At 62.9% G+C, this 25,292-nt stretch carries 22 protein-coding genes and 1 tRNA gene; 12 read left to right on the top strand and 11 right to left on the bottom strand.

The window, feature by feature from the left end; all coding sequences use genetic code 11:
• Positions 1 to 70 precede the first annotated feature (70 nt).
• Positions 71 to 541: a GNAT family N-acetyltransferase gene (locus tag ACIPV6_RS21540; protein WP_400272854.1), complete on the bottom strand. Its 471-nt coding sequence runs from the start codon at positions 539 to 541 to the stop codon at positions 71 to 73.
• 10 nt (positions 542 to 551) lie between these two features.
• The gene (nboR, locus tag ACIPV6_RS21535) at positions 552 to 1,190 is read right to left on the bottom strand and encodes a nicotine blue oxidoreductase (RefSeq protein ID WP_400272853.1); all 639 of its coding nucleotides are present in this window, start codon (positions 1,188 to 1,190) and stop codon (positions 552 to 554) included.
• 156 nt (positions 1,191 to 1,346) lie between these two features.
• On the opposite strand from nboR, the gene ACIPV6_RS21530 reads away from it, so the two are divergent.
• On the top strand, positions 1,347 to 1,538 hold the full coding sequence (locus ACIPV6_RS21530; RefSeq protein WP_397323327.1) for a YegP family protein: 192 nt from the start codon (positions 1,347 to 1,349) through the stop codon (positions 1,536 to 1,538).
• Positions 1,539 to 1,639: 101 nt separating this feature from the next.
• On the opposite strand, the gene aceE is transcribed toward ACIPV6_RS21530, so the two are convergent.
• On the bottom strand, positions 1,640 to 4,399 hold the full coding sequence (gene aceE / locus ACIPV6_RS21525) for a pyruvate dehydrogenase (acetyl-transferring), homodimeric type (protein ID WP_400272852.1): 2,760 nt from the start codon (positions 4,397 to 4,399) through the stop codon (positions 1,640 to 1,642).
• A 290-nt stretch (positions 4,400 to 4,689) separates the two neighbouring features.
• Between aceE and ACIPV6_RS21520 the strand changes: the two genes are divergently transcribed.
• The 4 genes from ACIPV6_RS21520 to ACIPV6_RS21505 all read left to right on the top strand — a co-directional run bounded on the left by ACIPV6_RS21520 (position 4,690) and on the right by ACIPV6_RS21505 (position 9,723).
• Complete coding sequence (locus ACIPV6_RS21520) at positions 4,690 to 6,258, top strand: NCS1 family nucleobase:cation symporter-1 (protein ID WP_400272851.1); 1,569 nt, start codon at positions 4,690 to 4,692, stop codon at positions 6,256 to 6,258.
• Between the two features lie 87 nt (positions 6,259 to 6,345).
• Positions 6,346 to 7,089, top strand: a complete 744-nt coding sequence (locus tag ACIPV6_RS21515) for an aspartate/glutamate racemase family protein (RefSeq protein ID WP_397326538.1) — start codon at positions 6,346 to 6,348, stop codon at positions 7,087 to 7,089.
• Positions 7,090 to 7,111: 22 nt separating this feature from the next.
• The gene (locus ACIPV6_RS21510; RefSeq protein ID WP_400272850.1) at positions 7,112 to 7,879 is read left to right on the top strand and encodes an SDR family oxidoreductase; all 768 of its coding nucleotides are present in this window, start codon (positions 7,112 to 7,114) and stop codon (positions 7,877 to 7,879) included.
• 356 nt (positions 7,880 to 8,235) lie between these two features.
• Positions 8,236 to 9,723: a cation:dicarboxylate symporter family transporter gene (locus tag ACIPV6_RS21505; RefSeq protein ID WP_400272849.1), complete on the top strand. Its 1,488-nt coding sequence runs from the start codon at positions 8,236 to 8,238 to the stop codon at positions 9,721 to 9,723.
• Between the two features lie 69 nt (positions 9,724 to 9,792).
• Here the strand turns inward: ACIPV6_RS21505 and ACIPV6_RS21500 are convergent, their stop codons facing one another.
• Positions 9,793 to 10,191, bottom strand: a complete 399-nt coding sequence (locus ACIPV6_RS21500) for a sterol carrier family protein (RefSeq protein WP_400272848.1) — start codon at positions 10,189 to 10,191, stop codon at positions 9,793 to 9,795.
• A 40-nt stretch (positions 10,192 to 10,231) separates the two neighbouring features.
• Positions 10,232 to 11,248: an asparaginase gene (locus ACIPV6_RS21495; RefSeq protein ID WP_400272847.1), complete on the bottom strand. Its 1,017-nt coding sequence runs from the start codon at positions 11,246 to 11,248 to the stop codon at positions 10,232 to 10,234.
• A 93-nt stretch (positions 11,249 to 11,341) separates the two neighbouring features.
• Here ACIPV6_RS21495 and purD point away from each other — a divergent pair, with 93 nt between their 5' ends.
• Together purD and ACIPV6_RS21485 are read left to right on the top strand one after the other, a co-directional pair.
• Positions 11,342 to 12,652: a phosphoribosylamine--glycine ligase gene (gene purD / locus ACIPV6_RS21490; protein ID WP_400272871.1), complete on the top strand. Its 1,311-nt coding sequence runs from the start codon at positions 11,342 to 11,344 to the stop codon at positions 12,650 to 12,652.
• 2 nt (positions 12,653 to 12,654) lie between these two features.
• Positions 12,655 to 13,593 carry a phosphoribosylaminoimidazolesuccinocarboxamide synthase gene (locus ACIPV6_RS21485; protein WP_397326545.1) on the top strand — a complete coding sequence of 313 codons (939 nt, stop codon included), beginning with the start codon at positions 12,655 to 12,657 and terminating at the stop codon, positions 13,591 to 13,593.
• Between the two features lie 73 nt (positions 13,594 to 13,666).
• Here the strand turns inward: ACIPV6_RS21485 and ACIPV6_RS21480 are convergent, their stop codons facing one another.
• Positions 13,667 to 14,935 carry a helix-turn-helix domain-containing protein gene (locus ACIPV6_RS21480; protein WP_397326546.1) on the bottom strand — a complete coding sequence of 423 codons (1,269 nt, stop codon included), beginning with the start codon at positions 14,933 to 14,935 and terminating at the stop codon, positions 13,667 to 13,669.
• A gap of 129 nt (positions 14,936 to 15,064) precedes the next feature.
• Here ACIPV6_RS21480 and ACIPV6_RS21475 point away from each other — a divergent pair, with 129 nt between their 5' ends.
• On the top strand, positions 15,065 to 15,289 hold the full coding sequence (locus ACIPV6_RS21475) for a hypothetical protein (RefSeq protein WP_400272846.1): 225 nt from the start codon (positions 15,065 to 15,067) through the stop codon (positions 15,287 to 15,289).
• Positions 15,290 to 15,480: 191 nt separating this feature from the next.
• Here the strand turns inward: ACIPV6_RS21475 and ACIPV6_RS21470 are convergent.
• The 3 genes from ACIPV6_RS21470 to ACIPV6_RS21460 all read right to left on the bottom strand — a co-directional run bounded on the left by ACIPV6_RS21470 (position 15,481) and on the right by ACIPV6_RS21460 (position 19,295).
• Positions 15,481 to 15,557: transfer RNA gene (locus ACIPV6_RS21470), tRNA-Pro, on the bottom strand.
• Between the two features lie 109 nt (positions 15,558 to 15,666).
• Positions 15,667 to 17,499 carry an ABC transporter ATP-binding protein gene (locus ACIPV6_RS21465; RefSeq protein ID WP_400272845.1) on the bottom strand — a complete coding sequence of 611 codons (1,833 nt, stop codon included), beginning with the start codon at positions 17,497 to 17,499 and terminating at the stop codon, positions 15,667 to 15,669.
• Positions 17,496 to 19,295 carry an ABC transporter ATP-binding protein gene (locus ACIPV6_RS21460; protein WP_400272844.1) on the bottom strand — a complete coding sequence of 600 codons (1,800 nt, stop codon included), beginning with the start codon at positions 19,293 to 19,295 and terminating at the stop codon, positions 17,496 to 17,498. Before ACIPV6_RS21460 ends, ACIPV6_RS21465 begins: the two co-directional genes overlap by 4 nt.
• Positions 19,296 to 19,697: 402 nt before the next feature.
• Between ACIPV6_RS21460 and ACIPV6_RS21455 the strand changes: the two genes are divergently transcribed.
• Positions 19,698 to 20,144, top strand: a complete 447-nt coding sequence (locus tag ACIPV6_RS21455) for a DUF2690 domain-containing protein (RefSeq protein ID WP_400272843.1) — start codon at positions 19,698 to 19,700, stop codon at positions 20,142 to 20,144.
• A 40-nt stretch (positions 20,145 to 20,184) separates the two neighbouring features.
• On the opposite strand, the gene ACIPV6_RS21450 is transcribed toward ACIPV6_RS21455, so the two are convergent.
• Both ACIPV6_RS21450 and ACIPV6_RS21445 read right to left on the bottom strand, forming a co-directional pair.
• Positions 20,185 to 21,126: a metallophosphoesterase gene (locus ACIPV6_RS21450; RefSeq protein WP_400272842.1), complete on the bottom strand. Its 942-nt coding sequence runs from the start codon at positions 21,124 to 21,126 to the stop codon at positions 20,185 to 20,187.
• 3 nt (positions 21,127 to 21,129) lie between these two features.
• On the bottom strand, positions 21,130 to 23,433 hold the full coding sequence (locus ACIPV6_RS21445; RefSeq protein WP_400272841.1) for a transglycosylase domain-containing protein: 2,304 nt from the start codon (positions 23,431 to 23,433) through the stop codon (positions 21,130 to 21,132).
• A gap of 37 nt (positions 23,434 to 23,470) precedes the next feature.
• Here ACIPV6_RS21445 and ACIPV6_RS21440 point away from each other — a divergent pair, with 37 nt between their 5' ends.
• The 3 genes from ACIPV6_RS21440 to ACIPV6_RS21430 are packed head-to-tail and all read left to right on the top strand — an operon-like array spanning position 23,471 to position 25,094.
• Positions 23,471 to 23,626 carry a DUF4177 domain-containing protein gene (locus ACIPV6_RS21440; RefSeq protein WP_011775990.1) on the top strand — a complete coding sequence of 52 codons (156 nt, stop codon included), beginning with the start codon at positions 23,471 to 23,473 and terminating at the stop codon, positions 23,624 to 23,626.
• Positions 23,627 to 23,628: 2 nt separating this feature from the next.
• Entirely contained in the window at positions 23,629 to 24,165 is a 537-nt protein-coding gene (locus ACIPV6_RS21435) for a RidA family protein (protein ID WP_400272840.1), read from the top strand.
• Between the two features lie 17 nt (positions 24,166 to 24,182).
• Positions 24,183 to 25,094 carry an NUDIX hydrolase gene (locus tag ACIPV6_RS21430; protein WP_400272839.1) on the top strand — a complete coding sequence of 304 codons (912 nt, stop codon included), beginning with the start codon at positions 24,183 to 24,185 and terminating at the stop codon, positions 25,092 to 25,094.
• Positions 25,095 to 25,292 lie beyond the last annotated feature (198 nt).

The following is a 25,292-nucleotide window of genomic DNA, read 5'->3' as shown; positions in this document are numbered from 1 at the left end:
CCTGCCCAACTGGCCCAACTGGGTCGCAGATCAGGTCGTTCCCAGCGCTGGGAACGACCTGATCTGCGACCTACTTGGGTGAAAGGGGGAGCTCCATGAACACGCTGTTCGGATCCAAGGTGTAGTCGGCAAAAGGAGCGCACTCCGTGAACCCGTGCTTGGCATACAAACGCCGCGCGGGAGCGAAGTACTCCTCGGTCCCCGTTTCCAGGGCAATCCGGTCATAGCCGCGGTTTCGTGCCTCCGCCAGAATATGGTTCAGCATCAACGTGGCTACGCCGCGCCCCCGGGCCCCGGAAGTGGTCCGCATCGACTTGATCTCCGCTTCGCCCGGCACCCCCAGCACCTTCAAGGCCCCGCAACCCAGGAGCTCCCCGTTCTCGCGTGCAGTCCAGAATGTGATGGACTCGTGCCGCAACGCCGAATGATCCAGGGCATGAACGCTCTCCGCGGGCGAGGTGGCGAACATATCGGCCAGGTGCTCGCTTAGGAGGGCATGGACGTCGGGGCGTGCGGGATCGTCGGTTTCGATGCGGATCATGCCCCCAAATTTACCCTTCCAGGAGGTGCAGCTGGTCCTTGGTATCCAGGTCCTCGCCGGAGCAGAGATCGCTGCAGTCCACCAGATCCACCAGGCCCGGGTGTGCCTTCAGGAAGGATCGCGCACCGGTATCACCGCTCGCTGCCGCAGCGGCTTCGGCGCGAAGCCCGACGTCGATAATCACTGGGTGCCGCCGCTTAAGCTGGCCCGACTCATCAGGGTAGGCGGCCGCGGTGATCCGACCGGGCCGGTGGCTGCCCAGCAACCTGCTCACCGCCGTCGGGGTTAAGCCGGGCTGGTCCACCAGCGCAACCATGATGCTGTTGCCCTGCGATGCCGCCTCGATTCCCGTGCGGAATGAGCCCGCCATTCCTTTTGCCCATGTGGCGTTTTCCACCACGGTGTAACGGTCCAGGTCCGTGCTGTTCCTGATGCGTTCGGCTTCGGCACCGAGTACCACCACAACCTCACGGCAGCCGCCGTCGAACAGGGTGTCGGCCACCACTTCAACCAGTGTGCGCCCGCGGAAAGGCAGCAGGGCTTTGGGGCCGCGGCCCAAGCGTGTGCCGGCCCCGGCAGCGAGCAGGACGCCGGTGATGGGCGCCTTGCCGGATTGAGTCATAAACACACCATACGCGCGGGGTTCCATGCGGTCTCTAGCTCCTTCAAGGCTTTCCAGTACATCTACCAAAATCGGTTGCAAACTACTCATGGGTAGGGCTGTTGGCGGCGTCCGGCGGCGATTACTGTCTGAAGGGACACGTTCAAATCAGCTCTGGTGCAATGACGCGTGGAGGTCAGCAAGATGGCGGGCAGTTTCGAAATTCTCAAGGCAGGAACCAACACCTTCCGTTTCCGGCTCACGGCCGACGATGGAACCGTTGTGGCAGTGTCGCCACAGTTCCCGAGCCTGGCAGCCGTGGTTGCCGGGATCAATGCAGTCCGGGAGAACGCAGCCACCGGATTCGTCGTGGACCGGAGGAATCTGGGGACGTAGCTTGTCCGGTTGAACGCAAAGGTGGCGGCAGTGTTCGTTGGGAACACTGCCGCCACCTTTTTCATGCGCTCTTACGGGCCGACTTGTCTGGCGTCGCCTAGTTACGCGTCTCCGCCGGCGCCACCCGTGGTGCCCGCGTTGACGTCGAGCAGTTTGTAACGGTCAATCGCGTACGACGGCGCGCCCTCCTCGACCTCGCCCCTCGCCGCCAGCATCTGCAGGGTTTTGGTGACGATGGAGTGGGTGTCGTTTTTGAAGTAGCGGCGTGCGGCTTGGCGGGTGTCGGAGAAGCCGAAGCCGTCTGCTCCGAGGGAGGCGAAGTCGTTGGGGATGTATTGGCGGATTTGGTCGGGGATGGCTTTCATGTAGTCGGAGACGGCGATGACGGGTCCGTGGTGGCCGTTGAGTTGTTGTGTGATGAAGGGGGTGGGTGCGGGTTGGCCGGGGTTGAGGAAGGCGTGTTCGTCGGCGGCGAGTCCGTCGCGTCGGAGTTCGTTCCAGGAGGTGACGGACCAGACGGTCGCGGCGACGCCCCAGTCCTCGTTGAGGATGCGGGCGGCGTCGAGGGCCCAGGGGACGGAGACGCCGGAGGCGAGGATTTGGGCGGTGGGCCGGTTTGGGTCTCCGTTGGTGGCTTGGGGGGCGTCTGCGAGTTTGTAGATGCCTTTGAGGAGCCCTTGGGTGTCGAGGTTGTCGGGTTCGGCGGGTTGGGTGATGGGTTCGTTGTAGACGGTGAGGTAGTACATCACGTTTTTATCCGTGCTGTTTTCGCCGTACATGGTTTCGAGGCCGTGGCGGATGATGTGGCCGATTTCGTAGCCGTAGGCGGGGTCGTAGGTGCGTACGGCGGGGTTGGTCGCGGCGAGCAGGGGTGAGTGTCCGTCGGCGTGTTGGAGTCCTTCGCCGGTGAGGGTGGTTCGTCCTGCGGTGGCGCCGATGATGAAGCCGCGGGTCATTTGGTCCGCGGCGGCCCAGAAGGAGTCGCCGGTGCGTTGGAAGCCGAACATGGAGTAGAACACGTAGATCGGGACCAGGGGTTCGCCGTGGGTGGCGTAGGAGGTTCCGGCGGCGGTGAACGCGGCGACGGCTCCGGCTTCGTTGATGCCGGGGTGGATGAGTTGGCCGGCGGGGGATTCTTTGTAGGCCAGGACGAGGTCGCGGTCTACGGAGAGGTAGTTCTGGCCTTTGGGGTTGTAGATTTTCGCGGTGGGGAAGAACGCGTCCATGCCGAAGGTGCGGGATTCGTCCGGGACGACCGGGACGAGGCGGTTGCCGAAGTTTTTGTCCCGCATCAGGTCCTTCAACAAACGGACGAAGGCCATGGTGGTCGCGGCTTGTTGTTTGCCGGAGCCGCGTTTGGCGATCTCGTAGGACTTGGTTTCGGGCAGGGTCACGGGGGTGTGGGAGGGGCGGCGTTCGGGCAGGAACCCGCCGAGGGCTTTGCGGCGTTCCATGAGGTACTGGATTTCGGGGGCGTCCATGCCGGGGTGGTAGTACGGGGGCCGGTAGAGGTCCGCGTCGAGTTGTTCGTCGGTGATGGGGATGCGCAGGTGGTCGCGGAAGGCTTTGAGGTCTTCCATGGTCAGTTTCTTCATTTGGTGGGTCGCGTTGCGGCCCTCGAAGTGCGGTCCCAGGCCGTAGCCCTTGACGGTTTTGGCGAGGATGACGGTGGGTTTGCCCTTGAACTCCGTTGCTGCCTTGTACGCGGCGTAGACCTTGCGGTAGTCGTGGCCGCCGCGTTTGAGGTTCCAGATCTGTTCATCGCTGAGGTCCGCGACCATGTCCTTGGTTTGCGGGGTGCGGCCGAAGAAGTGTTCGCGGACGAACCCGCCGGATTCGGCTTTGTAGGTTTGGTAGTCACCATCGGCGGTTTCGTTCATGAGCTTGACCAGGGCGCCGTCGGTGTCGTTCTCCAGGAGGGTGTCCCATTCCCGGCCCCAGACGACCTTGATCACGTTCCAGCCCGCGCCGCGGAAGAACGCCTCCAGCTCCTGCATGATCTTGCCGTTGCCGCGGACGGGTCCGTCGAGGCGTTGGAGGTTGCAGTTGATGACGAAGTTCAGGTTGTCCAGGTTCTCGTTCGCGGCGAGCTGGAGCAGGCCACGGGATTCGGGTTCGTCCATTTCCCCGTCACCGAGGAACGCCCAGACCTGCTGGTCGGTGGTGTCCTTGATCCCGCGGTTGTGCAGGTACCGGTTGGACTGGGCCTGGTAGATCGCGTTCATCGGGCCGATACCCATCGACACGGTCGGGAACTCCCAGAACCCGGGCATCAGGCGCGGGTGCGGGTAGGAAGACAGGGCATGGCCTTCCTTGGACTTCTCCTGCCGGAACCCGTCCAGATCCTCCTCCGTGAGCCGGCCTTCCATGAACGCCCTGGCGTACATGCCCGGAGACGCGTGGCCCTGGAAGAACACCTGGTCCCCGCCCGAGGGGTGGTCCTTGCCGCGGAAGAAGTGGTTGAACCCCACCTCATACAACGTCGCGGCCCCGGCGTAGGTGGAGATATGCCCGCCCACACCAATATCGGCCCGCTGCGCCCGGTGCACCATCACGGCCGCGTTCCACCGCATGTACGCCCGGTACCGGCGCTCGAACTCCTCGTTGCCCGGGAACACCGCTTCCTGGTCCACCGGGATCGTGTTCACGTAATCAGTGGTCGTCACCATCGGAACACCCACGCTCCGGGCACCAGCACGCTGCAACAACGAACGCATAATGTACTGCGCCCGCTCCGTACCCTGCTCCGCGATCAACGCATCAAGGGACTCAATCCACTCCGCGGTCTCTTCCGGATCACGATCAGGCAACTGGGCAGTCAACCCACTAAGGATGTGTGAGGTCTCTTCTCCTGCAGCCACGTCCAACCTCTCTTCATTGAATGTCTGGGCGCTTGCTCTGTGGGGGCGCTCATGGAATTTCGTATTGTGAGAATAAAATTCTGCAATTCGAGATTACGCACGCCTGCTGGGCAGCGTCAATACGGATTGCGGGACCGCTACAGTCAACTCCTGTCTGTCGAGCCAATCAACAGAATGTGACCCGTCATACAGTTCAACCCTTGACGTGACGTGACCTGAGTCATAGAGTTCTTTCACTATTCAATAACTTGTTTTCATAATGTGGAAACAGTACGAAGTGGAGATCCACGATGCAGACGACTTCATCAGTCGGCGTCACTGGGACTCCGGAAGAAGATGAGCACCAAGGCGGGCACCACCTGCTTTCCGTAGGAAATACGGAACTCTGTGCCATCGCTTCCGAAGCCTCAGGCCGTACCATCAGCCCCAGCCTCTACAACATTGACCTCGCACCCACCAAGGCCAAAGGCCGAAAGTGGACCAGTTACAGCATCTTTACCCTCTGGGCCAACGACGTCCACAGCCTGGGTAACTATGCCTTTGCCATCGGCCTGTTCTCGCTGGGGCTGGGCGGTTGGCAGATCCTGGTTGCCTTGGGCATTGGGGCCGTGTTGCTCTTTGCCCTCCTGAACTTCTCCGGCTTCATGGGCCAGAAGACGGGTGTTCCGTTCCCCGTCATGAGCCGCATCAGCTTTGGTATCCGTGGCGCCCAGATCGCCAGTCTGGTCCGTGGCGCCGTCGCTGTCGCCTGGTTCGGTATCCAGACGTACCTTGCCTCCGTGGTACTGCGCGTCCTGCTGGTCGCTATCGCGCCGGGCCTCAAGGACCTGGACAGCAATTCCATCCTTGGCCTTTCCACGCTTGGCTGGTTCTCCTTTGTTGTCTTGTGGATCGTCCAGTTGGTCATCGTGAGCTTCGGCATGGAAATGATCCGTAAGTACGAGGCCTTCGCCGGGCCCATCATCCTCGTCACCATGGCCGCCATCGCCGTGTGGGTCTTCATCGAAGCAGGCGGCGCCATCCAGTGGTCCGGAATCAAGGGCCTCGAAGGTACCGAGATGTGGCTGACCATCTTTGCCGGCGGTGCCCTCTGGGTTTCCATCTACGGCACGTTCGTCCTGAACTTCTGCGACTTCACGCGGTCCTCCACCTCCAAGAAATCCATTGTCAAGGGCAACTTCTGGGGCATTCCCATCAACATGCTGGTCTTCGGAGCCATCGTCGTGATCATGGCCGGCGGACAGTACAAGATCAACGGCACGGTCATCGAGAGCCCTTCGGACATTGTCCAGAGCATCCCGAACACGCTCCTGCTGGTCCTCGCCTGCCTTGCCCTGCTGATCCTGACCATCGCCGTGAACCTGATGGCCAACTTCGTGGCTCCCGTCTACGCGCTGACCAACCTGTTCCCGCGGCACCTGAACTTCCGCCGGGCTGCCTGGGTCAGCGGCATCATCGGCCTGGTCATCCTTCCCTGGAACCTGTACAACAACCCGATTGTCATCGTGTACTTCCTCGGTGGCCTCGGCGCACTCCTCGGCCCGCTGTTCGGCGTGGTCATGGCTGACTACTGGCTGGTCCGTCGCGGCAAGGTCAACGTCCCCGAGCTGTACACCGAGGATCCCAAGGCTGCGTACTTCTACAAGCGCGGCGTGAACCCCAAGGCGATCATCGCCATGATCCCGGCAGCGGCACTGGCCATCGCCATCGCCTTCCTCCCGGGGCTGGCAGCCGCGGCTCCGTTCGCCTGGTTCATCGGCGCGGGCCTCGCCGCACTCACGTACTTCGCCGTGGCTGACAAGAAGCAGCAGCACGAAGACGTCTCCGGCGAGCCGATCGCCGTCGCCAGCACCCACTAAAGCATCAGCAACGGTGATGCCCGCCCTCCCGGCCTCCGAATCCCTGCGGACGCCGGCGAGGGCGGGCATGGCCATTGAGAGGAAACCATGCGCATCCTGGTCGCAAACGTGAACACCACCCAGTCCATGACCGATTCCATTGCAGCCCAGGCACGGGCCGCCGCCGCGCCCGGCACGGAAATCATCGGCATCACCCCGCGCTTCGGCGCTGATTCCTGCGAAGGAAACTTCGAAAGCTACCTGGCTGCCATCGCCGTCATGGACGCAGTGGTCAACTATCCGGAGCCGTTCGACGCCGTCATCCAGGCCGGTTACGGCGAACACGGCCGGGAGGGTCTCCAGGAACTCCTCGACGTCCCGGTAGTGGACATCACCGAGGCCGCCGCCAGCACAGCGATGTTCCTCGGCCACAAGTACTCCGTGGTCACCACCCTGGACCGGGCCGTTCCGCTCATCGAAGACCGCCTCAAGCTGGCCGGACTCGATGCCCGTTGCGCGTCGGTGCGGGCCAGCGGCATGGCCGTACTGGAGCTGGAAGAACATCCGGACCGCGCCGTGGAAGCCATCGTCGGCCAGGCCGAGGAAGCCGTCAGTAAGGACCACGCCGAAGTGATCGTCCTGGGCTGTGGTGGCATGGCCGGACTGGATGACCAGATCCGCCAGCGCACTGGCGTTCCCGTGGTGGATGGCGTGGCTTCGGCCGTCACCATCGCCGAGTCCCTCGTCCGCCTGGGCCTCTCCACGTCCAAGGTCCGCACCTACGCCGCACCGCGCCCCAAGACTGTCATAGGCTGGCCGATAACTCCCGCGGCCCAGACCGCCGCACGCTAAGGCAACCCCGAAAGGCAACCATATGACTGACCCAAGCCTGCCCTCCGACCCGAGGGTCGCCGTCGTTACCGGGGCCGGTTCCGGTATCGGCAGGGCGGTTGCCCGGCTCATGCTCGCCGAGGGCTATCGTGTTGCCCTGGCGGGCCGCCGCGAGGCGCAGCTGCTGGAGACGGCGGAGGGTCACCCCGAGGCGCTTGCGGTTCCGTGCGACGTAACAGTGCCCGACGACGTCGCCCGCCTTTTCGGTGAGGTGCGCCAGCGCTGGGGTCGGGTGGATGTCCTCTTCAACAATGCAGGCATCTTTGGGCCCTCCGGCGACGTGGGGGACTTGGATGTGGCGGAATGGGAAGCAACGCTGCGGGTCAACGTGACGGGCTCCATGCTGTGCGCCGCCGAGGCGGTCCGGACCATGAAAGCCCAGTCGCCGCAGGGTGGGCGGATCATCAACAACGGATCCATCTCCGCGCACTCGCCCAGGCCCAGGTCCGTGGCCTACACCGTGACCAAGCATGCGATGACCGGCCTGACCAAGAGCATCGAATTGGACGGCCGTGGCTTCGGCATCACGTGCGGGCAGATCGATATCGGCAACACCCGCACCGAAATCATGGACACCATCGGTGTTGGATCGGGTGCGCTGCAGGCCGACGGGTCACGCAAGGTGGAGCCGATGTTCCCCGTGGACGACGCCGCCCGGGCCGTGCTCCTCATGGCCAACATGCCGGCCTCGGCCAGCGTGGGTTCCCTGGTGGTGACTGCGGCAGGGATGCCCTTCGTAGGCCGCGGCTAGGGGAGCGGCCCGCAACCTTCACCCCGAGTGGCCCAACCCGGCAGCTCAGCCTGATCCACTCTGGCCACGCGGCTGCTCAGCCTGCGCCACCCTTGATCCACCCCAGCGGCCCACCCGTGCCGCCGCGACCAACTTTGCCGCTGCCAGCCCCCGAATCGCCGTATTTCCCGGCGATTCGGGGGCTTTCCCATGCCAAAGAAGGTGGTGGCGGCACACCATCCTTGGCATACCAAACCAATCATGACTTCCATATTATGGAAAAGCTTTCTCCCCTTGCGGAATCATGTGAGCAGGATTACATTGAAAAACATCCCCCGAAAATGAGGGGCTGTTCCCAAACTGATTGGTTCAGATCAATGAAGATCCCAGACTCTGCGGCGCTGAAGGCGAGTTCGGCCCCGCGGAAGAAGAAGCCACTGTATAAGTCGCTCTTCTTCCAAATTCTGATCGCCGTCGTCGCAGGTGTACTCATCGGCCACTTTTGGCCGACCATCGGGTCCACCCTCCGGCCGTTGGGCGATGGATTCATTCAACTCATCAAGATGATCATCGCCCCGCTGATCTTCCTCGTGATCGTCACGGGCATCTCAGCGGTCGGCGACGTCAAGGCGGTCGGACGGGTCGGGGTCAAAGCGCTCCTCTACTTCACCGGCGCTACCCTCTTCGCCCTGGTCTTCGGGCTCATCGTGGCCAACATTGTCCAGCCCGGTGCCGGCCTGAACATCGATCCGGCAACCCTTTCCCAGGACGCCCTCAACGCCAAGACCGGCAACGCTCCGCCCAAGGACGCCGCTGCGTTCATCCTGGATGTGATTCCCACCAGTGTGATCGGTGCCTTCGCCAACAACAGCCTGCTCCAGGTGCTGTTCTTCTCGGTGTTCTTCGGTGCAGCAATCGTAGTGATCGGCCGTGAGCGTTGCATGCCCGTCATCAGCCTCATGGAAACCGTGCTGGAACTGATCTTCAAGATCATGTCCTGGATCATGAAAGTTGCCCCGATCGGTGCCTTCGGCGCCATGGCCTTCATCATCGGCCAATACGGGCTGGGTACCCTCAGCACCTACGCACTCCTGATTGCTGCCTGCTACGGGGCTGCAATCGTCTTCATCGGCCTGCTGTTCCTGGTGGCCTGGGGCTTCGCCCGCGTTCCGCTGTGGAGCTTCCTCAAGTACACCCGCGAGGAATTCCTGCTGGCACTCGGCACGGCCTCCACCGAGGCTGTTATGCCCCGCATCATGACCAAGCTGACCAATGCCGGCTGCTCCCGGGCCACCACCGGCCTGGTGGTTCCGACGGGTTACTCCTTCAACCTGGACGGCGCAGCGATCTACCTCTCGATTTCGCTGCTGTTCCTGGCACAGGCTTTCGGCCACAACCTGGATCTCGGCCAGCAGTTGGCTGCCTTGGGTGTGCTGCTCCTGACCTCCAAGGGCATGGCCGGCGTCCCTGGCTCATCGTTCCTGGCACTCTCTGCAACGGCTGCGGCCCTGGGTATCTTCCCGGTCGCCGGCGTGGCGCTCCTCCTCGGAGCCGACCGCCTCATGGACTCCATGCGCGTCGTGGTGAACCTGTTGGGCAACTGCGTGGCCACGTTCGTGGTGGCCAAGTGGGAAGGCCAGTTCGACCGCAGCGTCATGCTCCGCGCCTTCAAGGGTGAAATCACCAACGAGGACTCCGCCATCATGCTCGGCAAGGAAGACGTGTATGAAGAGCAGGAACTCGAGCGCATCAGCGGAGGCCAGAACCCGTCGCCAAAGTTCCGCGGTGGCCCCACCAAGGACAACATCCCGCAGTTTGAGATGAGCAAGAAGGGCCCGGCCGAAACCCCGGTCTGCCCGGACTAAGCCTGACTGACGGACCAGCAGCCGGCGACCCCTTCACCAAGGGGCGTCGGCCGCCGTCGTTAAGGGCAGTTACAAGGGGAGCAGCGCCGAGAGGTCGGCCCGCAGTCCGGAGGCGGCCACCCGACCGGCGGCTACTGCTTCTCCCCACGAAATCCGTCCCGTCACCAGCTCGAGCCAGGTGGCGCCGTCGGTCTCGATGACGTTCGGGGGAGTGCCGCGCGTGTGCCGCGGGCCCTCAACGCACTGCGTCACGCCGAACGGCGGCACGCGGACCTCCACGGAATTGCCCGGCGCGCGGGCTGTGACTTCCTCCAGGGAGTAGCGGACCGCCGTCGCAATGGTAGGGCGCGACGGCGGGGTGGCACCTTTCGCAGTGCCGGAACCGCCGGAGGGCCCGACGGCGGTTTGCCAGGCTTCCAGCGCGGCGCGGCCCTCCTGGATGTCGATGCGGCGTCGTGCAACTGCCATGGTGAAAACTCGCTCCTTCTGTCTGACGAAATTAGTCGGGTTAGCCGAGCATTGCGGACACGGCGTGACCCAAACGGATCTTTCCCACTTGCCGTCCGCCGCCAAGCACTGGTTCCACGACGCGCTCCAGGACGTTGGACACAGCGGGAATATTCACGGCGCCGCTGACGGCCAGGAGCGTCAGGCCTATCAAGGAGGTGGCGCGGAGGTTGCCGTCCAATACCTTGACGGCAACAGTGGCGCCCGTTGGGGTGGCGAGGACCAGCACGCCTTCCGCGCCGATTTTGGCCAGGACCTCCAACTCTTCCATGACGATCGTGTTGGCCTCGCCCTTGCCCTGCACGGCCCACGGGTAGTCCAGCATGGACGTGGCGATGGTGGCGGCGCGGGCGTTGGACGCAGGGTCGCCAGGGGCCTTCGCCAGCCTGGAGTAGGCCCGCGCCAGGCCCGTGAGGGAGATTGCTGCAACGGGGGCTCCACAGCCGTCGATGCCCAAATGGGAGATGGCCTCGCCGCTGTATTCCTCGATCACGGCGCGTACGCGTTGCTGCAGGGGGTGGTTCGGCTCAAGGTAGCTGCGGAGGTCCCAGCTGTTCTCCACGCAGGCCCACAGGAAGGCCGCGTGCTTGCCGGAACAGTTGAACGCGAGTTTCGACTCTCCGCGTTCGGAACGGACCAGCCAGTTCCGGGCCGTCTCGTCCTGCGGCCAGGCAGCGGGGCATTGGAGTTGGTCCACGCGAAGCCCGGCGGCCTTGAGCATGCCCTCCACCACGTCCATATGGTCCAGGGAACCGGTGTGGCTGCCGCAGGCGACGGCCACTTGGGCGCCCCGCAGCGGAACGCCGGCCTGCATGGCCGCGAGTGCCTGGAAAGGCTTGAGGGTGGAGCGGGCCATGATGGGGGCGTCGATGTCGCCGAGGCTCGTGACCACATTGCCGTCGCCGGACAGGACTACCGCTGCGCCGATGTGCCGTGATTCGATGAAACCGCTGCGTTCGATCACTGCAAGTTCGACGGCGGACTCAACAGTAAACGTTTCATGGGAACTCAGTGGCATGTGCCAAGTCTAGGGCGCAGGGCGGGTTCATCCCGTTCCGCCCATCGACACACCTTAGGACTCGCGCGGCTTCACAAAGTACCCTTGAGGACTGTGAAGGTACTCGTCATTGGCCCAGGCGGCCGCGAACACGCCATTGTCCGCTCTCTGCTTGAAGACCCCAACGTTTCCGAGGTCCACGCGGCACCCGGCAACGCAGGCATCAGCAAACTGGTCCCCACGCACGCAATCGACGGGAACAACCCTGAAGCCGTGTCTGCCCTCGCCACCAAGCTGGCCGTGGACCTGGTGGTCGTAGGTCCGGAAGCTCCCCTGGCCGCAGGTGTCTCGGATGCCGTGCGCGCTGCTGGTATTCCAGTCTTCGGTCCCAGCAAGGAAGCTGCCCAGCTCGAAGCCTCCAAGGCGTTCGCCAAGCAGATCATGGCGGAAGCCGGCGTCCCCACCGCGATGGCCCGCGTTGCCGTGAACGCCGAGGAAGCGGCCGACGCCCTGGATACCTTCGGCGCTCCCTATGTTGTGAAGGACGATGGCCTCGCAGCAGGCAAGGGCGTGGTTGTCACGCGCAACCGGGACGAGGCCCTGGCCCACGCGCAGGCTTGCTTCGACGCCGGCGGAACCGTGGTGATCGAGGAATTCCTTGATGGTCCGGAAGTCTCCCTGTTCGTCCTCTGCGACGGCCGCACCACCGTGCCGCTGTCCCCGGCGCAGGACTTCAAGCGCATCTTCGACAACGACGAAGGACCCAACACCGGTGGCATGGGTGCCTACACTCCGCTTGAGTGGGCTCCGGAAGGCTTGGTCCAGGAAGTCATCGACCGCGTGGCCCAGCCCACCGTGGACGAGATGGCCCGCCGTGGCACCCCGTTTGTCGGTGTCCTCTACTGCGGCCTCGCCCTGACCTCCCGCGGGACCCGTGTGATCGAGTTCAACGCACGCTTCGGCGACCCGGAAACGCAGGCTGTCCTGGCCCGCCTCAAGACGCCGCTCGGTGCCCTGCTCCTGGCAGCCGCCAAGGGCGAACTGGACACCGCAGAAGAGCTGCGCTGGTCCAAGGACACGGCTGTCGCCGTCGTCGTTGCCGCCGAAAACTACCCGGACACGCCCCGCACCGGCGACCGCATCCGCGGCCTGAAGAAGGTTGACGAGCTGGACGGCGTCCACGTTGTCCACGCCGGCACCAAGCTGGACGACGAAGGCAAGGTTGTCTCCGCCGGTGGCCGCGTCCTCGCGGTGGTGGCGCTCGGTTCCGATCTGGTTGAGGCCCGCGAAAAAGCGTACGACGGCGTGGAGCTGGTTCAGCTGGAAGGCTCACAGTTCCGTACGGACATTGCAGGCAAGGCCGCACGCGGCGAAATCCGGGTGCCGTACACGGCTACCGGCACCATCCCGAAAGTACAGGCCTGAGCATGACTGAATCCCTTCCCACCGGCGGTTTCGAAACCGAGGCGCTGCAGCTTCCGGGCTGGACGCACGTCTATTCCGGCAAGGTGCGCGACCTCTACGTTCCGGCCGATGAGTCCATTACCGAAAAGTTCGGCCAGGATTGCGTCCTGGTGGTGGCCAGCGACCGCATCAGCGCCTACGACCACGTGCTGAGCAGCGAAATCCCGGACAAGGGCCGCATCCTCACGCAGCTGAGCCTGTGGTGGTTCGAGCAGTTGGACGTGGAACACCATGTCCTCGCTTCCACTGTTGAGGGCGGCGTACCGGCCGAGGTTGAGGGCCGGGCCATGATCTGCAAGAAGCTGGACATGTTCCCGGTGGAGTGCATCGCCCGCGGGTACCTTACGGGTTCGGGCCTGGCTGAATACAACGTGTCCCGGACAGTCTGCGAGATTCCCTTGCCCGAGGGCCTCGTTGACGGCTCGCGCCTGGAGACCGCGCTGTTCACGCCGTCCGCCAAGGCCGAGGTGGGCGAACACGACGAGAACATCACCTACGACGACGTCGTGGCGATGGTTGGCGACGACATCGCCGCGCGTCTCAGTGAGCTCACGCTGAAGATCTACACCCGCGCCGAGGAGATCGCCCGTGAACGCGGCATCATCCTTGCGGACACCAAGGTGGAGTTCGGCATCGATGCGGGCACCGGCGTGATCACGCTCGGTGACGAAGTCCTGACCCCGGATTCTTCGCGGTTCTGGGATGCGTCCACGTATGCGCCGGGCAAGTCGCAGCCTTCCTACGACAAGCAGTACGTCCGCGACTGGCTGACGTCCGCCGAGTCGGGCTGGGACAAGGCCTCGGACACTCCGCCGCCGGCTCTTCCCGCGGATGTCGTGGAGCGCACGCGTGCCCGCTACGTTGAGGCTTACGAGAAACTGACGGGCCGCACCTTCGCGTAACCCGCACCCAACTGGGGGACAGCACTGGCTCCACTGAGCACTCACTGGAGCAAGTGCTGTCCCCCAGTTGGCTTTAAACGGCTTCCGTGTGCGACGCAGCCGCGCGGCGTTCAGCGAGACGGATCTCCAGCACGGCGTCCATGGCCTGCTGCACCCGGTCCGAAGCGCCGGCGGCACTGAAGTCGTGCTGGGCTTCTTCCAGGAAATGCAGGGCCTCGGACGTTTCGCCGGCAGCCTTCAACGACTTGCCCAGCAGCAACGACACCTCCCCGGCGGTGTGGCGGGCAAGGGCCTTGCGGTCCTGGTAGATTTCGCGGAGCTTTTCGACGGCGGCAGGAATGTCCCCGGTCAGGTACAGCCAGCGGGCGCGAATGAAGGCGACTTCCAGCTGGTCTGTCTTATTGCCGCCCACAATCGACAACGCCAACTCCGCCCGCTCGATCGCGGACAGCGTTTCCGGCTCCACAATGCCCGACGACAAGCGGACCGCCGCGGAGGCCTTGTTGAAACGGGCCCACAGCTCAATGTCGTTGGCAGGGGAGAGGAGCTTTGCCGCACGTTCGTGGTGCTTGATGCCCTCGGCGTAGTCATGGCGCATGAAGGCTACGTTGCCCACAACCCATGCCACCTCGCCGGCCAGTTGCGACATGGAGTGCTCGTCCATGTGCTCGATCATGGCCAGGCAGTATTCCCACGCTTCGTCCAGCTTGCCGCTCTCCGCCAGGGCGCCGATCAGCGCGCGGTGCGCACCAATGATCAACGTGGAACCCTTGGGCAGCTGCTCGCACAGTTTCACGGCTTGCTTTGCATGCTCGACGGCGGTGGCCAGCTGACCTTGCCCGTGACACACTGCGGCAAGCATCTGCCAGGCACGAACTCCGAGGCCGGCGGATTCGGTGGCCATGGGGTGCTCCAGCAGGTGTTCCACGATCTGCTGGCATTCCTTGAGCAGGCCTTGCTTCATCACGCACTCGGCCTGCATGTACGTCATGTTCCACCAGGCACTGTTGTTCTTGGCTTCCAAGGCAATCTGCGCGGCGGTGGCTGCATGCGTCGCGGCGAGCGGATAATCACGCAAGTCCCACGCTTGCCGGGCGTAGAGACCCGCCAGGACGTATTCAGCATCGCTGACGGAGACGGGTTGGCTCCAGGCTTCCAACGCCTTGGGGGCCAGTTCGAGTCGGCGTGCGAGCTCTTCGATGACCTCGGCCGTAGGCTCACGCCGACCGGTCTCCAGAAGGGAGATGTAGCTCGGGGAATACAGGTTCTTGCCCAGCTCAGCCTGGGTCAATCCGCGTTCGAGCCGTTCGGCACGCAACTTCTCGCCGAATCCGTTTCCCACGGGTCCCTCCTCCTGAACATGTCTCTGCGACAGATACCCTTGACAGTCTCTGTGGAAAACATTTTACAATGTATGTCAACAGGGACCGTGTAATTTCCGTAACGAATCCGACTCGCATTGGGGAACACTATGTTCAAGAAAATCGCCGCTTCGGTGGCATTGGCAGGCGCTCTTGCGTTCACGGTTGCGGCTCCCGCAGTCGTCTCCGCGGCATCGTCCGTGGATTCCAACTCTTCCGTAAGTGCCATTGGCAACTGGCCGGATCCGATGCGCGCCAGCGTGTCGACACCGACGAAGTCAACGGACACCACCTACACCCCATCATCGATCGGCAACTGGCCCGACCCGATGTAAGCAACACCTTCGAAGAAACCCCGGAGCAACGAGCTGCTCCGGGGTTTCTTTTTGCCTCCGTTGTTGGGCCCGAACTGCGGCGGAAAAGACCGAGCATGGGGCGCAAGCAGGCCCGCGATGCTCGTCCGGTAAAGATTCCGGGAGCTGGATAAACAAAAATGGCGCCGATTTCTCGACGCCATTTTCGTTATTGGTCGGGATGACAGGATTTGAACCTGCGACCTCTTCGTCCCGAACGAAGCGCGCTACCAAGCTGCGCTACATCCCGATCCGCTGCGAAAGCAACTGTTCAAGGATAGCTGAATCGATGCCGGATGCGAAATCGGGGGAGCGGTGTCACTCGTCACAACAGCACCGCCAGCCCCAGCGACGGACAGCTAGACCAGCGAGTCCCGCCAAGCCCCATGCAGCCGTGCAAACCGGCCGCCACCCGAGATGAGTTCGGCAGGCGTTCCGTCCTCCACAATGCGGCCGTCATGGACCACCAGCACGCGGTCGGCGGTCTCAACCGTAGACAATCGGTGCGCGATGATGATCGCGGTCCGGGCGCTGTTGGAGCCGGCAACTCCCTCCAAAAGGTTCGCCAGTCCCTGCTGCACCATTCGTTCCGAGGGGATGTCCAGGGAAGAAGTGGCTTCGTCGAGGATCAGTACCGCGGGAGCTGCAAGGAATGCGCGGGCGAAACCGATGAGCTGCCGCTGTCCCGAGGAGACCCGTCCGCCGCGCTTGTTCACGTCGGTGTCGTACCCGTCGGGAAGTCTCATGATGAACTCGTGTGCACCCACGGCCGCAGCTGCTGCCTCGATCTCGGCCCGTGAGGCTTCAGGACGGCCAAGGGCGATGTTGTCCGCCACAGATCCGCTAAAGAGGAAGGCCTCCTGCGTCACCATCACCACGGCGCGGCGCAGGTCGGTGGTGGAGAGATCGCGCAGATCCACGCCGTCCAGGGTGATGGATCCGGACGTGACGTCGTAGAAGCGGGCAACCAGCTTCGCCAGGGTGGATTTGCCGGCACCCGTCTGACCGACCAACGCGACGGTCTGGCCAGCCGGGATATGCAGGTCAAGGGTCGGGACGACAACTGAGCTGTCGTTGTAGCCAAACTCCACGCCGTTGAAGTCGATCTCCCCGCGCGGCTGCTTCAGGGCCACGGCGTTCTTCGGTGGCCGCACCGTGGGGACTTCTTCCAACAGGCCCGACACCTTCTCCAACGCGGCCTGCGCGCTCTGGAACGAGTTGTAGAACATGGCCATCTGGTCCACCGGCTGGAAGAAGCGCTTGGTCGAGAGAATGAGCGCGAGCAGCACACCCACGGCCAGCTCGCCATTGAGGACCCGGAAGCCGCCGAACAACAGCACAACAGCCACGCACACGTTGCCGATCAGTACCAGGCCGGGCTGCAGTACACCGTTCAGGAAGATGGAGCGAACGGTGTTCTTGCGGTAGGCCTCCGCCACCTCGCCGTACTGCTCAGCGTTCTCCCGTTCCTTGCGGAAGGCCTTGACGGCACGGATACCGGTCATGGTCTCCACGAAATGCACGATCAACCGGGCAGAAACAACCCGGGACTCACGGAAGGCGATCTGCGAATGCTTCTGGTACCAGCGGGCAAGGAAGAACATGGGCACGCCGGCCGCGAGCATGATCAAGCCACTTCGCCAGTCCAGGGCGAACACCGTAAAAGCGGTGAAGAGCATGAACAGGATGCCGGAAGCCAAGGAGCTCACGCCGGAATCGAGGAGTTCGCGAAGGGCTTCCAAGTCAGACGTCTGCCGGGCGATGATCCGGCCCGAGGTGTACTTCTCGTGGAACTCGAGGCTGAGCCGCTGCGTGTGGCGGAATACCCGGACCCGCAGATCCAGCAGCATGGCCTGGCTCAGCTTGGCCGTTGAGGTCACGTAGAGGGCGGTCATTCCTGCGGTGGCAACGGCCGCAGCGATGTACAGAATCCCCACCAGCACCAGCGGCCCGTTGTCCCCGGATTGCAAAGCGGGCAGCGCGTTGTCGATGCCGAAAGCAATCAGTGCCGGCCCCGCCACCCTGGTGAGCTGCGAAACAACAACCATCACGATCGTCAGCCAAAAACGCAACCGCACCGGGCGGATCAGCGAGGCAAGCAAGGCGAGCGACCGGCGTCGTACGGCTTTGCTGTCTGCTTTCGAGAGGAGGGTGTTGTCCTCGTTCGCGGTTCCAAACGTTGTGGCGCTCATCGGGTGGCCTCCTCAGCGTCTTCGAGATCCTGCAATTCGCTGTCCAGGTCCTTGGGGCCGGTATCCAGGCTTGCGATGACGTAGCGGTAGTGGGCGTTGTCGGCCAGCAATTCCGTATGGGTCCCGACGGCGGTGATGGTTCCGTTTTCGAGCAGGGCCACCCGGTCCGCCAAGGCCACGGTGGAAGGCCTGTGCGCGACGATGAGCGTGGTGGTGTCGCGCAGGACATCGCGCAGCCGTGCCTCGACGCGCTCCTCCGTGTTCACATCCAAGGCCGAGAGGGGATCGTCCAGAACCAGGATCTTGGGCTTGGCCGCGATGGCGCGCGCCAAGGCGATCCTCTGCCGTTGACCGCCGGACAGGCTGAGCCCTTCTTCGCCGATGAGCGTGTCCACGCCCTCGGGCAGGGAGTAGGCGAACTGGGCTTGGGCGACATCGAGTGCCTCGTCCAGCGCCGCGTCAGAGGGTTCCGGCGCGCCGAGCAGAACGTTGTCCCGCACCGAGCTGGAGAACAGCGTGGTGTCCTCGAAAGCCACGGCAACTATCCGGCGGAGTTCCTCAAGATCGAAGTTCCGAACATCAACGCCGTCGATGGTCACGGTTCCTTCAGTAACGTCGTAGAGCCGGGGGACCAGCTGCAGCAGCGCGCTCTTTCCGCTTCCCGTGATGCCCACCAGGGCCATGGTTTCGCCGGGCCGGATGTCCAGGTTCAGGTCGCGCAGGAGGGTCCCGCCGTCGTCGAATCCGAAGCCCGCGTGTTCAAAGCGCAAGGCACCCTTCACCGCGCCCGGTACCGCGGTCTTTTCGGGCGAAGTGATGGTGTTCTTCGTATCCATGACCTCGAAGTGGCGGTCCAATGCGGTCTTCGCCGTCAACGCCATGGCCAGGAGCATGCCCGAGAATTCCACCGGTGTGGCCACCACGGCGGCGGTCGCGAAGAATGCCACGAGCGAACCGATGCTCAGCTGGCCGCTCGCCGCGAGCATGATGCCCACCACCAGCCCCACGCCCAGCGCGAGCTCCGGCAGCAGCGTCACCACCAACGTAAAGCCGGCCTGCTGCTTGGCCTTGGCGATCTCGGTCTGCCTGAGTTCCTCGGCTTGCCCGTTGAAGTTCTCCAAGGCCTCCCGGCTGCGACCAAAGGCCTTCAAGACGCGGATCCCATGGACGGATTCCTCAACCGTGGTGGCGAGGTCGCCAGCCTGGTCCTGGCTCAAGCGGGTGACCAGGCTGAAGCGGCGACGGAACCGGAACGAGTTGATCATGATCGGCACGGCGGCAGCGAGGAAGATCAGCGCCAACTGCCAGCTCATGGTGAACATGACCCCGACGCCGATGATCACCGTAAGCGTCGTGACCACCAGCATGATCGCGCCGAACGCCATCCAGCGGCGCAGGAAGCTGAGGTCCGTCATGGCGCGGGACAGCAGCTGCCCCGAACCCCATCGGTCGTGGAAGCTGACGGTGAGTTGCTGCAGGTGACCGTACAGGGAGACGCGCATTTTCGTCTCCACCGTGGTTGCCGGGTTGATCACGAACTGCCGGCGCAACGCCACCAGTCCGGCTTCCCCCACACCAAGCGCAAGAATCACGACGGCGGCAATCCAGACTGCGCCCGGGTCACCGCCTGGTTCAAGGGAGTTGTTGACGAGGACCCTCAACACCTGGGGGATGGCCAGGGCAACAATGCTGGCCAGGAGCGCGCAGAGGAGGCCCATGAACAGCCGGGGCAGGATGGGCCGAACATGGGGGTAGAGGCGGCCGACGGAGGTAAAAAATGACGTTTGCTTGGACATGCCCGCTTCTCAACAGCTGGATCTTCAGATGGTGCGGAGGTAGTTTCCCGTAGCAACTACCCTATGCCATGCCGTGATTCGTTTCACAGGTCCGCGCAACGTCGGTGAAATGTTTGACCCAGTTATTCGGGATCGTAATGCTGGGGCAGGTTCAGTTGCGGGACGTGGATCTGCGCTTCGTGAGACGCCGACGACGAATCGGGGCCCTGACAGATCTCGACACCGGGGCGGATGACTCCATTTTGTTCAAAGGTTGTTTTTCCCCAGTGAGGCCTCGCTCCAACTGTCTCCAGAAGTTATCCACAGGGCACCGTGACGTGACTTTTTGTCGAGAAGACGAAGCTGCTAGGCTCGGCCCGCTATATTCGCTCTGATACTTCAGAATTACGTTTAGGTTGGGGAATGCGTAAGATAACAAAATTTGCCGCGGCGGCAGCCATTGTTGCTTCGACGGTGCTGATCGCTCCGGCGGCAAATGCTTCGGCATCACACAACGGGCTGGATCCCATAACTACTGGCTGTACGTCGGGCGCCTACGCCGTCTCGACGTGGAACATGGTCAACCAGAAGTACAACGAGGTGCAGGGGAAGATCCAGCTCATGTACTCGCCGGGGTGCCAGACGAATTGGATCAACGTCTACGGCTATGTAGCCGGAAACCGCTATGCTGCTGGGATTTTTGTCGGCAGCGTTCCCGGAGGAAGCATGAAGGCCTCAGTCACCAACGCGGGAACGGCCTACTCGCGGATGGTTTATGCTCCTGGCAGCACCTGCGTAACGGTCGGTTCGAACATTTTCGACAACGCAACGGGCGCTGTTGAAATGAACGAAACCCGTTATTTCTGCTAAGGAATTTTCTTCGCAATAGGCGCCCGATATTATCGGGCGCCTATTGCGTTAGTGTCAGCAGGACCGCTTCCGGGCGGCAGGCAATGCGCACCGGGGCGAAGCGGGAGGTGCCGATGCCGCCCGAGACGTTCACCGGTGTCACAAATCCATCGCTTTCCCAGTCGTGCAAGCCCTTAGCTCGCCATGTCGGGAGGTCGCAATTGGAGACTAGGGCACCGTAACCCGGAATGCAGATCTGGCCGCCGTGAGTGTGTCCGGCGAGAATCAGATCAGCTTCGGCTTCGGTGAAGTGGTCGAGGACGCGTTGGTAAGGAGCATGGATGACCGCGACCTTCAAATGCGGGCGGGCGTCCTGGTTCCTGGTGCCTCGGGGCCAGCCAGCGTAGCGCTCGCGCTTGAGGTGCGGATCATCGACGCCGGAGAAATCGAAGCGCAGACCGTTCAGCACCACTGACTGTGCGCGGTTGGTCAGTTCGATCCAGCCACCCATTCCAAAGGCGCTGCGTAGCTTGGGCCAGTCGAGCTTGATGGGATCAGTCTTAGGCCTGGACGGACCGCGGAAGTAGCCGGCCGGATTCTTGATTCGAGGAGCGTAGTAGTCGTTGGAGCCCGGCACGAAGACGCCGGGGAACTCCATCAGCGGACGAAAGGCTTCGACCAAAGGATCGATCGCTTTGGCATGGCTCAGGTTGTCGCCCGTGTTGACCACGAGGTCTGGCTTGAGTTCGGCCAACGAGCGAAGCCATGCAGCCTTCTTCTCTTGGCCGGGCACGAAGTGGATGTCACTGAGGTGGAGGACCCGGAAGGGCTCGAATCCGTCCGGAAGGATCGGCAAAGTCTCGTGCCTGATCCCGAACTGGTCCTTCTCCCACCAGCCGTAGGCAGCGGCCGCTGCGCCTGCCGTGGCACCGATTGCGGTAGTGACGGCGAAACCGCGCCCGACGGTGCGGACGCGGTTTGCCAATGAATCACGGAAGGTCACTCTTTAGTCCTTGCCGGGGCCGTCGTTGTTGCCATTCCCATTACCGTTATTGCCGTTGTTACCGGTCCCCGTAGAGGGGGCCGTGGACGGGGTGTTGTTGGACGGGGTGGAGCGCTGGGTCGGAGCCGGAGCCGTTCCGAGGAGGTTAGACGGTGGCTGCTGGAACGGATTGGTGCCATAGGCTGGGGCCACGGACAGCATGTAGTTGGTGAACTGCGGACCGGCGATCATGTAACCGTCGATCGACTGGTAGAACTTGCCGTTGACGGTGATGTTCCGTCCGGGACGAAGCTGGTCACCGAGCGGATCACCAAACCAGGAAGCAGTGGCCAGGCCGGTGGTGTAACCAACAACCCACGTGGAGCCGTTGGAGTCGTTGGTACCGGTCTTGGCAGCAACAGGGAAGTTGCTCGAATTCAGAGCTGGGCGGATCAACGAGCCGGAGCCCTCGTCGAGTACCTTCCCCATGGCATATGCCACGCCGCGGGCGACCTCGGGCTTAACCGCATCCTTGCAATTCGAGGACTGGGCCGGCAGGTCAGCTCCGGCCTGATCCTTCACAGAAGTGATCGCGATCGGCTCGCAATACTTGCCGTCGGCAGCGAACGTCGCGAAGGCTGCAGCCATCGTCAAAGGCGCTGTTTGGGTGGCCCCGATGAGGTTTGAAAGCCGTGTCATCGTTACCTGCGGATTGGGGTCAGTGACCTTTCCGGTGTCGTCCCGAGCAGGAAGGCCTCCGTGGATGCCCGTTGCGTCAACAATCTTTTGGATGCCACAAAGGTCCAACTGGGCGGCGGACGCGAAGGTAGCTGTGTTGATCGAGTTCTTAAGACCCCAGAGCACTGTCATGGTCCGGTAGTAATTGGGCTCGGCGTTTTGCAGGTCGAAGCTGCCGGGCACATTGGCATCATAGAAACCGTCCGTGGGAGTTGGACACGTATTTCGCCAGGGGTAGTTGACCCCATATTTACGCTGTGCCGCGTTGATGTTCTGGTTCATCGACTTGCCCTCGTTCAGCCACTCGGCGAACGTAAAGGGTTTCATCGTCGAACCGGGTTGGAAGCCACCGATGCCGTTGAGGTCATTGCCCTTGGCATCCATGACATCGACGTTGAAGTTCTGGGTTTGATCGAACTTGCCCTCTTGCGGGAGCCACACGGTGTTCTGGGCCATGCTGACGATCTGGCCCGTACCCGGCTGGACTGAGGTGATCGAAGCCCCCCACTTGTCCGGGTTGGCGCCAGCGGTGCCGTCTACCTGCTGCTGCGCAACGGCCTGGGCTGTGGGGTCGAGGGTGGTACGGATGGTCAGGCCGCCGCGCATGATGCGCTTCTCGCGGTCTTCCTGGGTGTCTCCATAGGCCGGGTTGTTGAAGAGCAGGTGCAGCACGTAGTCACAGAAGTACGGAGCCATGGTGGCGTAAGCGCAACCCTGGCGGGCCGGGGTGACCTTGGTGGTGACCGGCGTGGCTACAGCTTCGTCGTGCTCAGCCTGGGTGATCTTCTTCTGGGCGAGCATCGCGTTGAGGACAAGGTCGCGCCGCTTCTTGGAGTTGTCCGGGTTGGTGATCGGATCGAACGCGGAAGGGCTGTTCACAAGGCCGGCCAACAGGGCAGCCTGTGGAAGTGTCAGGTCCTTGGCCGTGGTGCTGAAGAAGAACTTGGAGGCTGCTTCAATGCCGTAGGCGTCACGGTTGAAGAAGACGATGTTGAGGTAACCCTCAAGGATCTGCTCCTTGGAGAACTTCTTCTCCAGGGCGATCGCGAGCTTCATTTCCCGAAGCTTGTCTCCTACGCCCTTGTTAACACCGTTGAGCAGGACGTCTTCACTCTTGCCGGAAGAAACCAGTGATTCGTTGATGACGTTGTTGACGTACTGCTGGGTGATGGTGGACGCGCCCTGCTTGTTGCCGCGGGCCGTGCTGACTATGGCTCGCATGATGCCCGTGGTATCGATGCCGCCGTGCTCATAGAAACGGCTGTCCTCAATGGCGATAACAGCGTCCTTGATGTACGGGCTCATCTGGTCCAGCGGAACCTTGGTTCGGTTCTCCGCGTAGATGGACGCAATGGGCGATCCATCCTTGGCCAGAATCGTGGTGTTCTGGCTGGGCGGGTCCACCTGGAGTTCCGCCGGCAGCGTGTCAAAGAACTGGATGGAACCACTGGCGGCACTGCCCGAGACGGCGGCGGCCGGGACCAGGAGTCCGGCCACCAGGACGCCACAAATCGCGCTCACGCCAAGGAAACCAAGAATCTTTCCGAGGGTGGTGGCAGTGTCGAATATGGGGTTCTTGCGAGTCACCATGTTTTCCACTTTACCGGCAAGGGCTAGGCTTTCTGTCATGACCAAATGGGAGTACGCCACGATTCCGCTCATCATCCATGCCACAAAGCAGATCCTGGACCAGTGGGGCGAGGACGGCTGGGAGCTTGTACAGGTCGTCGGTGGACCCGATGGCAAAGGCCTTGTCGCATACCTTAAAAGGGAGAAGCAGTAACCATGACCACCCCCGCAGAAACCACGTCTGCCGCGGAATCCGGCGCTCCGACGTCCGCCGTTGAACAGCGCCTCGCCGAGCTCGGACTGACCCTCCCCGAGGTGGCCGCTCCGGTTGCCGCTTACGTTCCGGCCGTCGTCTCCGGCAACTACGTTTACACCTCCGGACAGCTGCCCTTTATTAACGGCAAACTCGAAGCTACGGGCAAGGTCTCCACCGGAGAACTCGGCCACTCCGACGAGCCCACTGTGGACCCCGAGGACGCCAAGCGCTACGCCGCGGTCTGCGCCATCAACGCCCTCGCCGCGGTCAAGAGTGTCATTGGCGACCTCGACCGCATCACCCGGATCGTCAAAGTTGTTGGATTCGTCTCATCGGACCCGACGTTCACTGGCCAGCCCGGCGTCATCAACGGTGCGTCCGAGCTCCTGGGCCAGGTCTTCGGTGACGCAGGCAAGCACGCACGTTCCGCCGTCGGCGTTTCCGTCCTGCCGCTCGACTCGCCTGTCGAGGTCGAGCTCATTGCTGAATTCAGCTAAGGAACCGGTTCACCCAATTGCCGCAACTTGCTCGTCGCCTGTTTGTCTTGCCTCCGGAACTCGAAGGCGCAGCACAGAACTGGCTTGAACTTGGTGAGCGGACCCCCAGGGCCGCCCGCTACGCATCATCTGTTGTCCTTTTGCGCGATTCGCCCACCGGCTTGGAGACGTGGCTGGGTTACCGGCCCGGCTCCTCGCCGTTGGGCGTTCTCGCCTTCCCCGGCGGGTCCTTGGACCCGTCCGACGACGATCCGGTTGGTTGGATTGGTCCCTCGCCCCAGCATTGGGCTGAGCAGATGGGAACGGACGACGTCGGACTCGCCCGCCGTCACGTGGTGGGCGCCATTCGGGAACTCTTTGAAGAAACCGGCGTCCTCCTCGCTGGCCCGGACGCTTCCTCAACGGTTGAGGCCAACTCCACCGTTGAATGGATGAAGGCCCGTGAGGCCGTAGCGGCCCAGGAAAAGTCGTTAACCGAGGTACTGGCCAAGCGCGGCCTGTCCCTGCGGACCGATCTCTTGAAGCCGCTGGTCAACTGGCTCAGCCCGGATTTTGCGCACTTCCGTTTCAACACCCGCTACTTTGCTGCCACGGTGCCCATCAACCAGCAGCCCAGCATCCTGGGCAGCAAGGGCGTGTGGGGCCGCTGGGTGAATGCCGCAGAGGCCATCTCCCTCCGGGAAACCAGTGCGTTGGGCGACGAGGTGGCCCAGGCGAACACGGTTGGTCTCACCCTCGGGCAGCTTCTGGTTCCGGGTTCGGAGATCATGCTGGAGAAGATGGCCCACGCCAACGGCTGCATCGCGTACCTCAGCTACAAGCGCAAGGCCCATGTGTACCAGCCGCAGTTGGTGGACCAGGCCGGGGAGCTGATGCTCGAGGTCGAAGCCGCCCGAACGGTAGCCGGCGAACCCCAGCGCGAACGCTAACCCCACCCGGACGCTCTCTCACGACACCCCGGCTTGGGACGGACGCTCTCTCACGACACCCCGGCTTGGGACGGACGCTCTCTCACGACACCCCGGCTTGGGACGGACGCTCGTTACCTTTTTCGTAGCCTGTTTCCTGGTGCAGGATATGGGTGTGCTGGCCTGCCGGCTCCGGCATGATTTTGACGCTCTGTCGCT

Origin of the sequence: Paenarthrobacter sp. NPDC089988 (genome assembly GCF_044748465.1) — a bacterium.
GTDB lineage: Bacteria > Actinomycetota > Actinomycetes > Actinomycetales > Micrococcaceae > Arthrobacter.
This window is presented reverse-complemented; position numbering and strand designations above follow the sequence as displayed.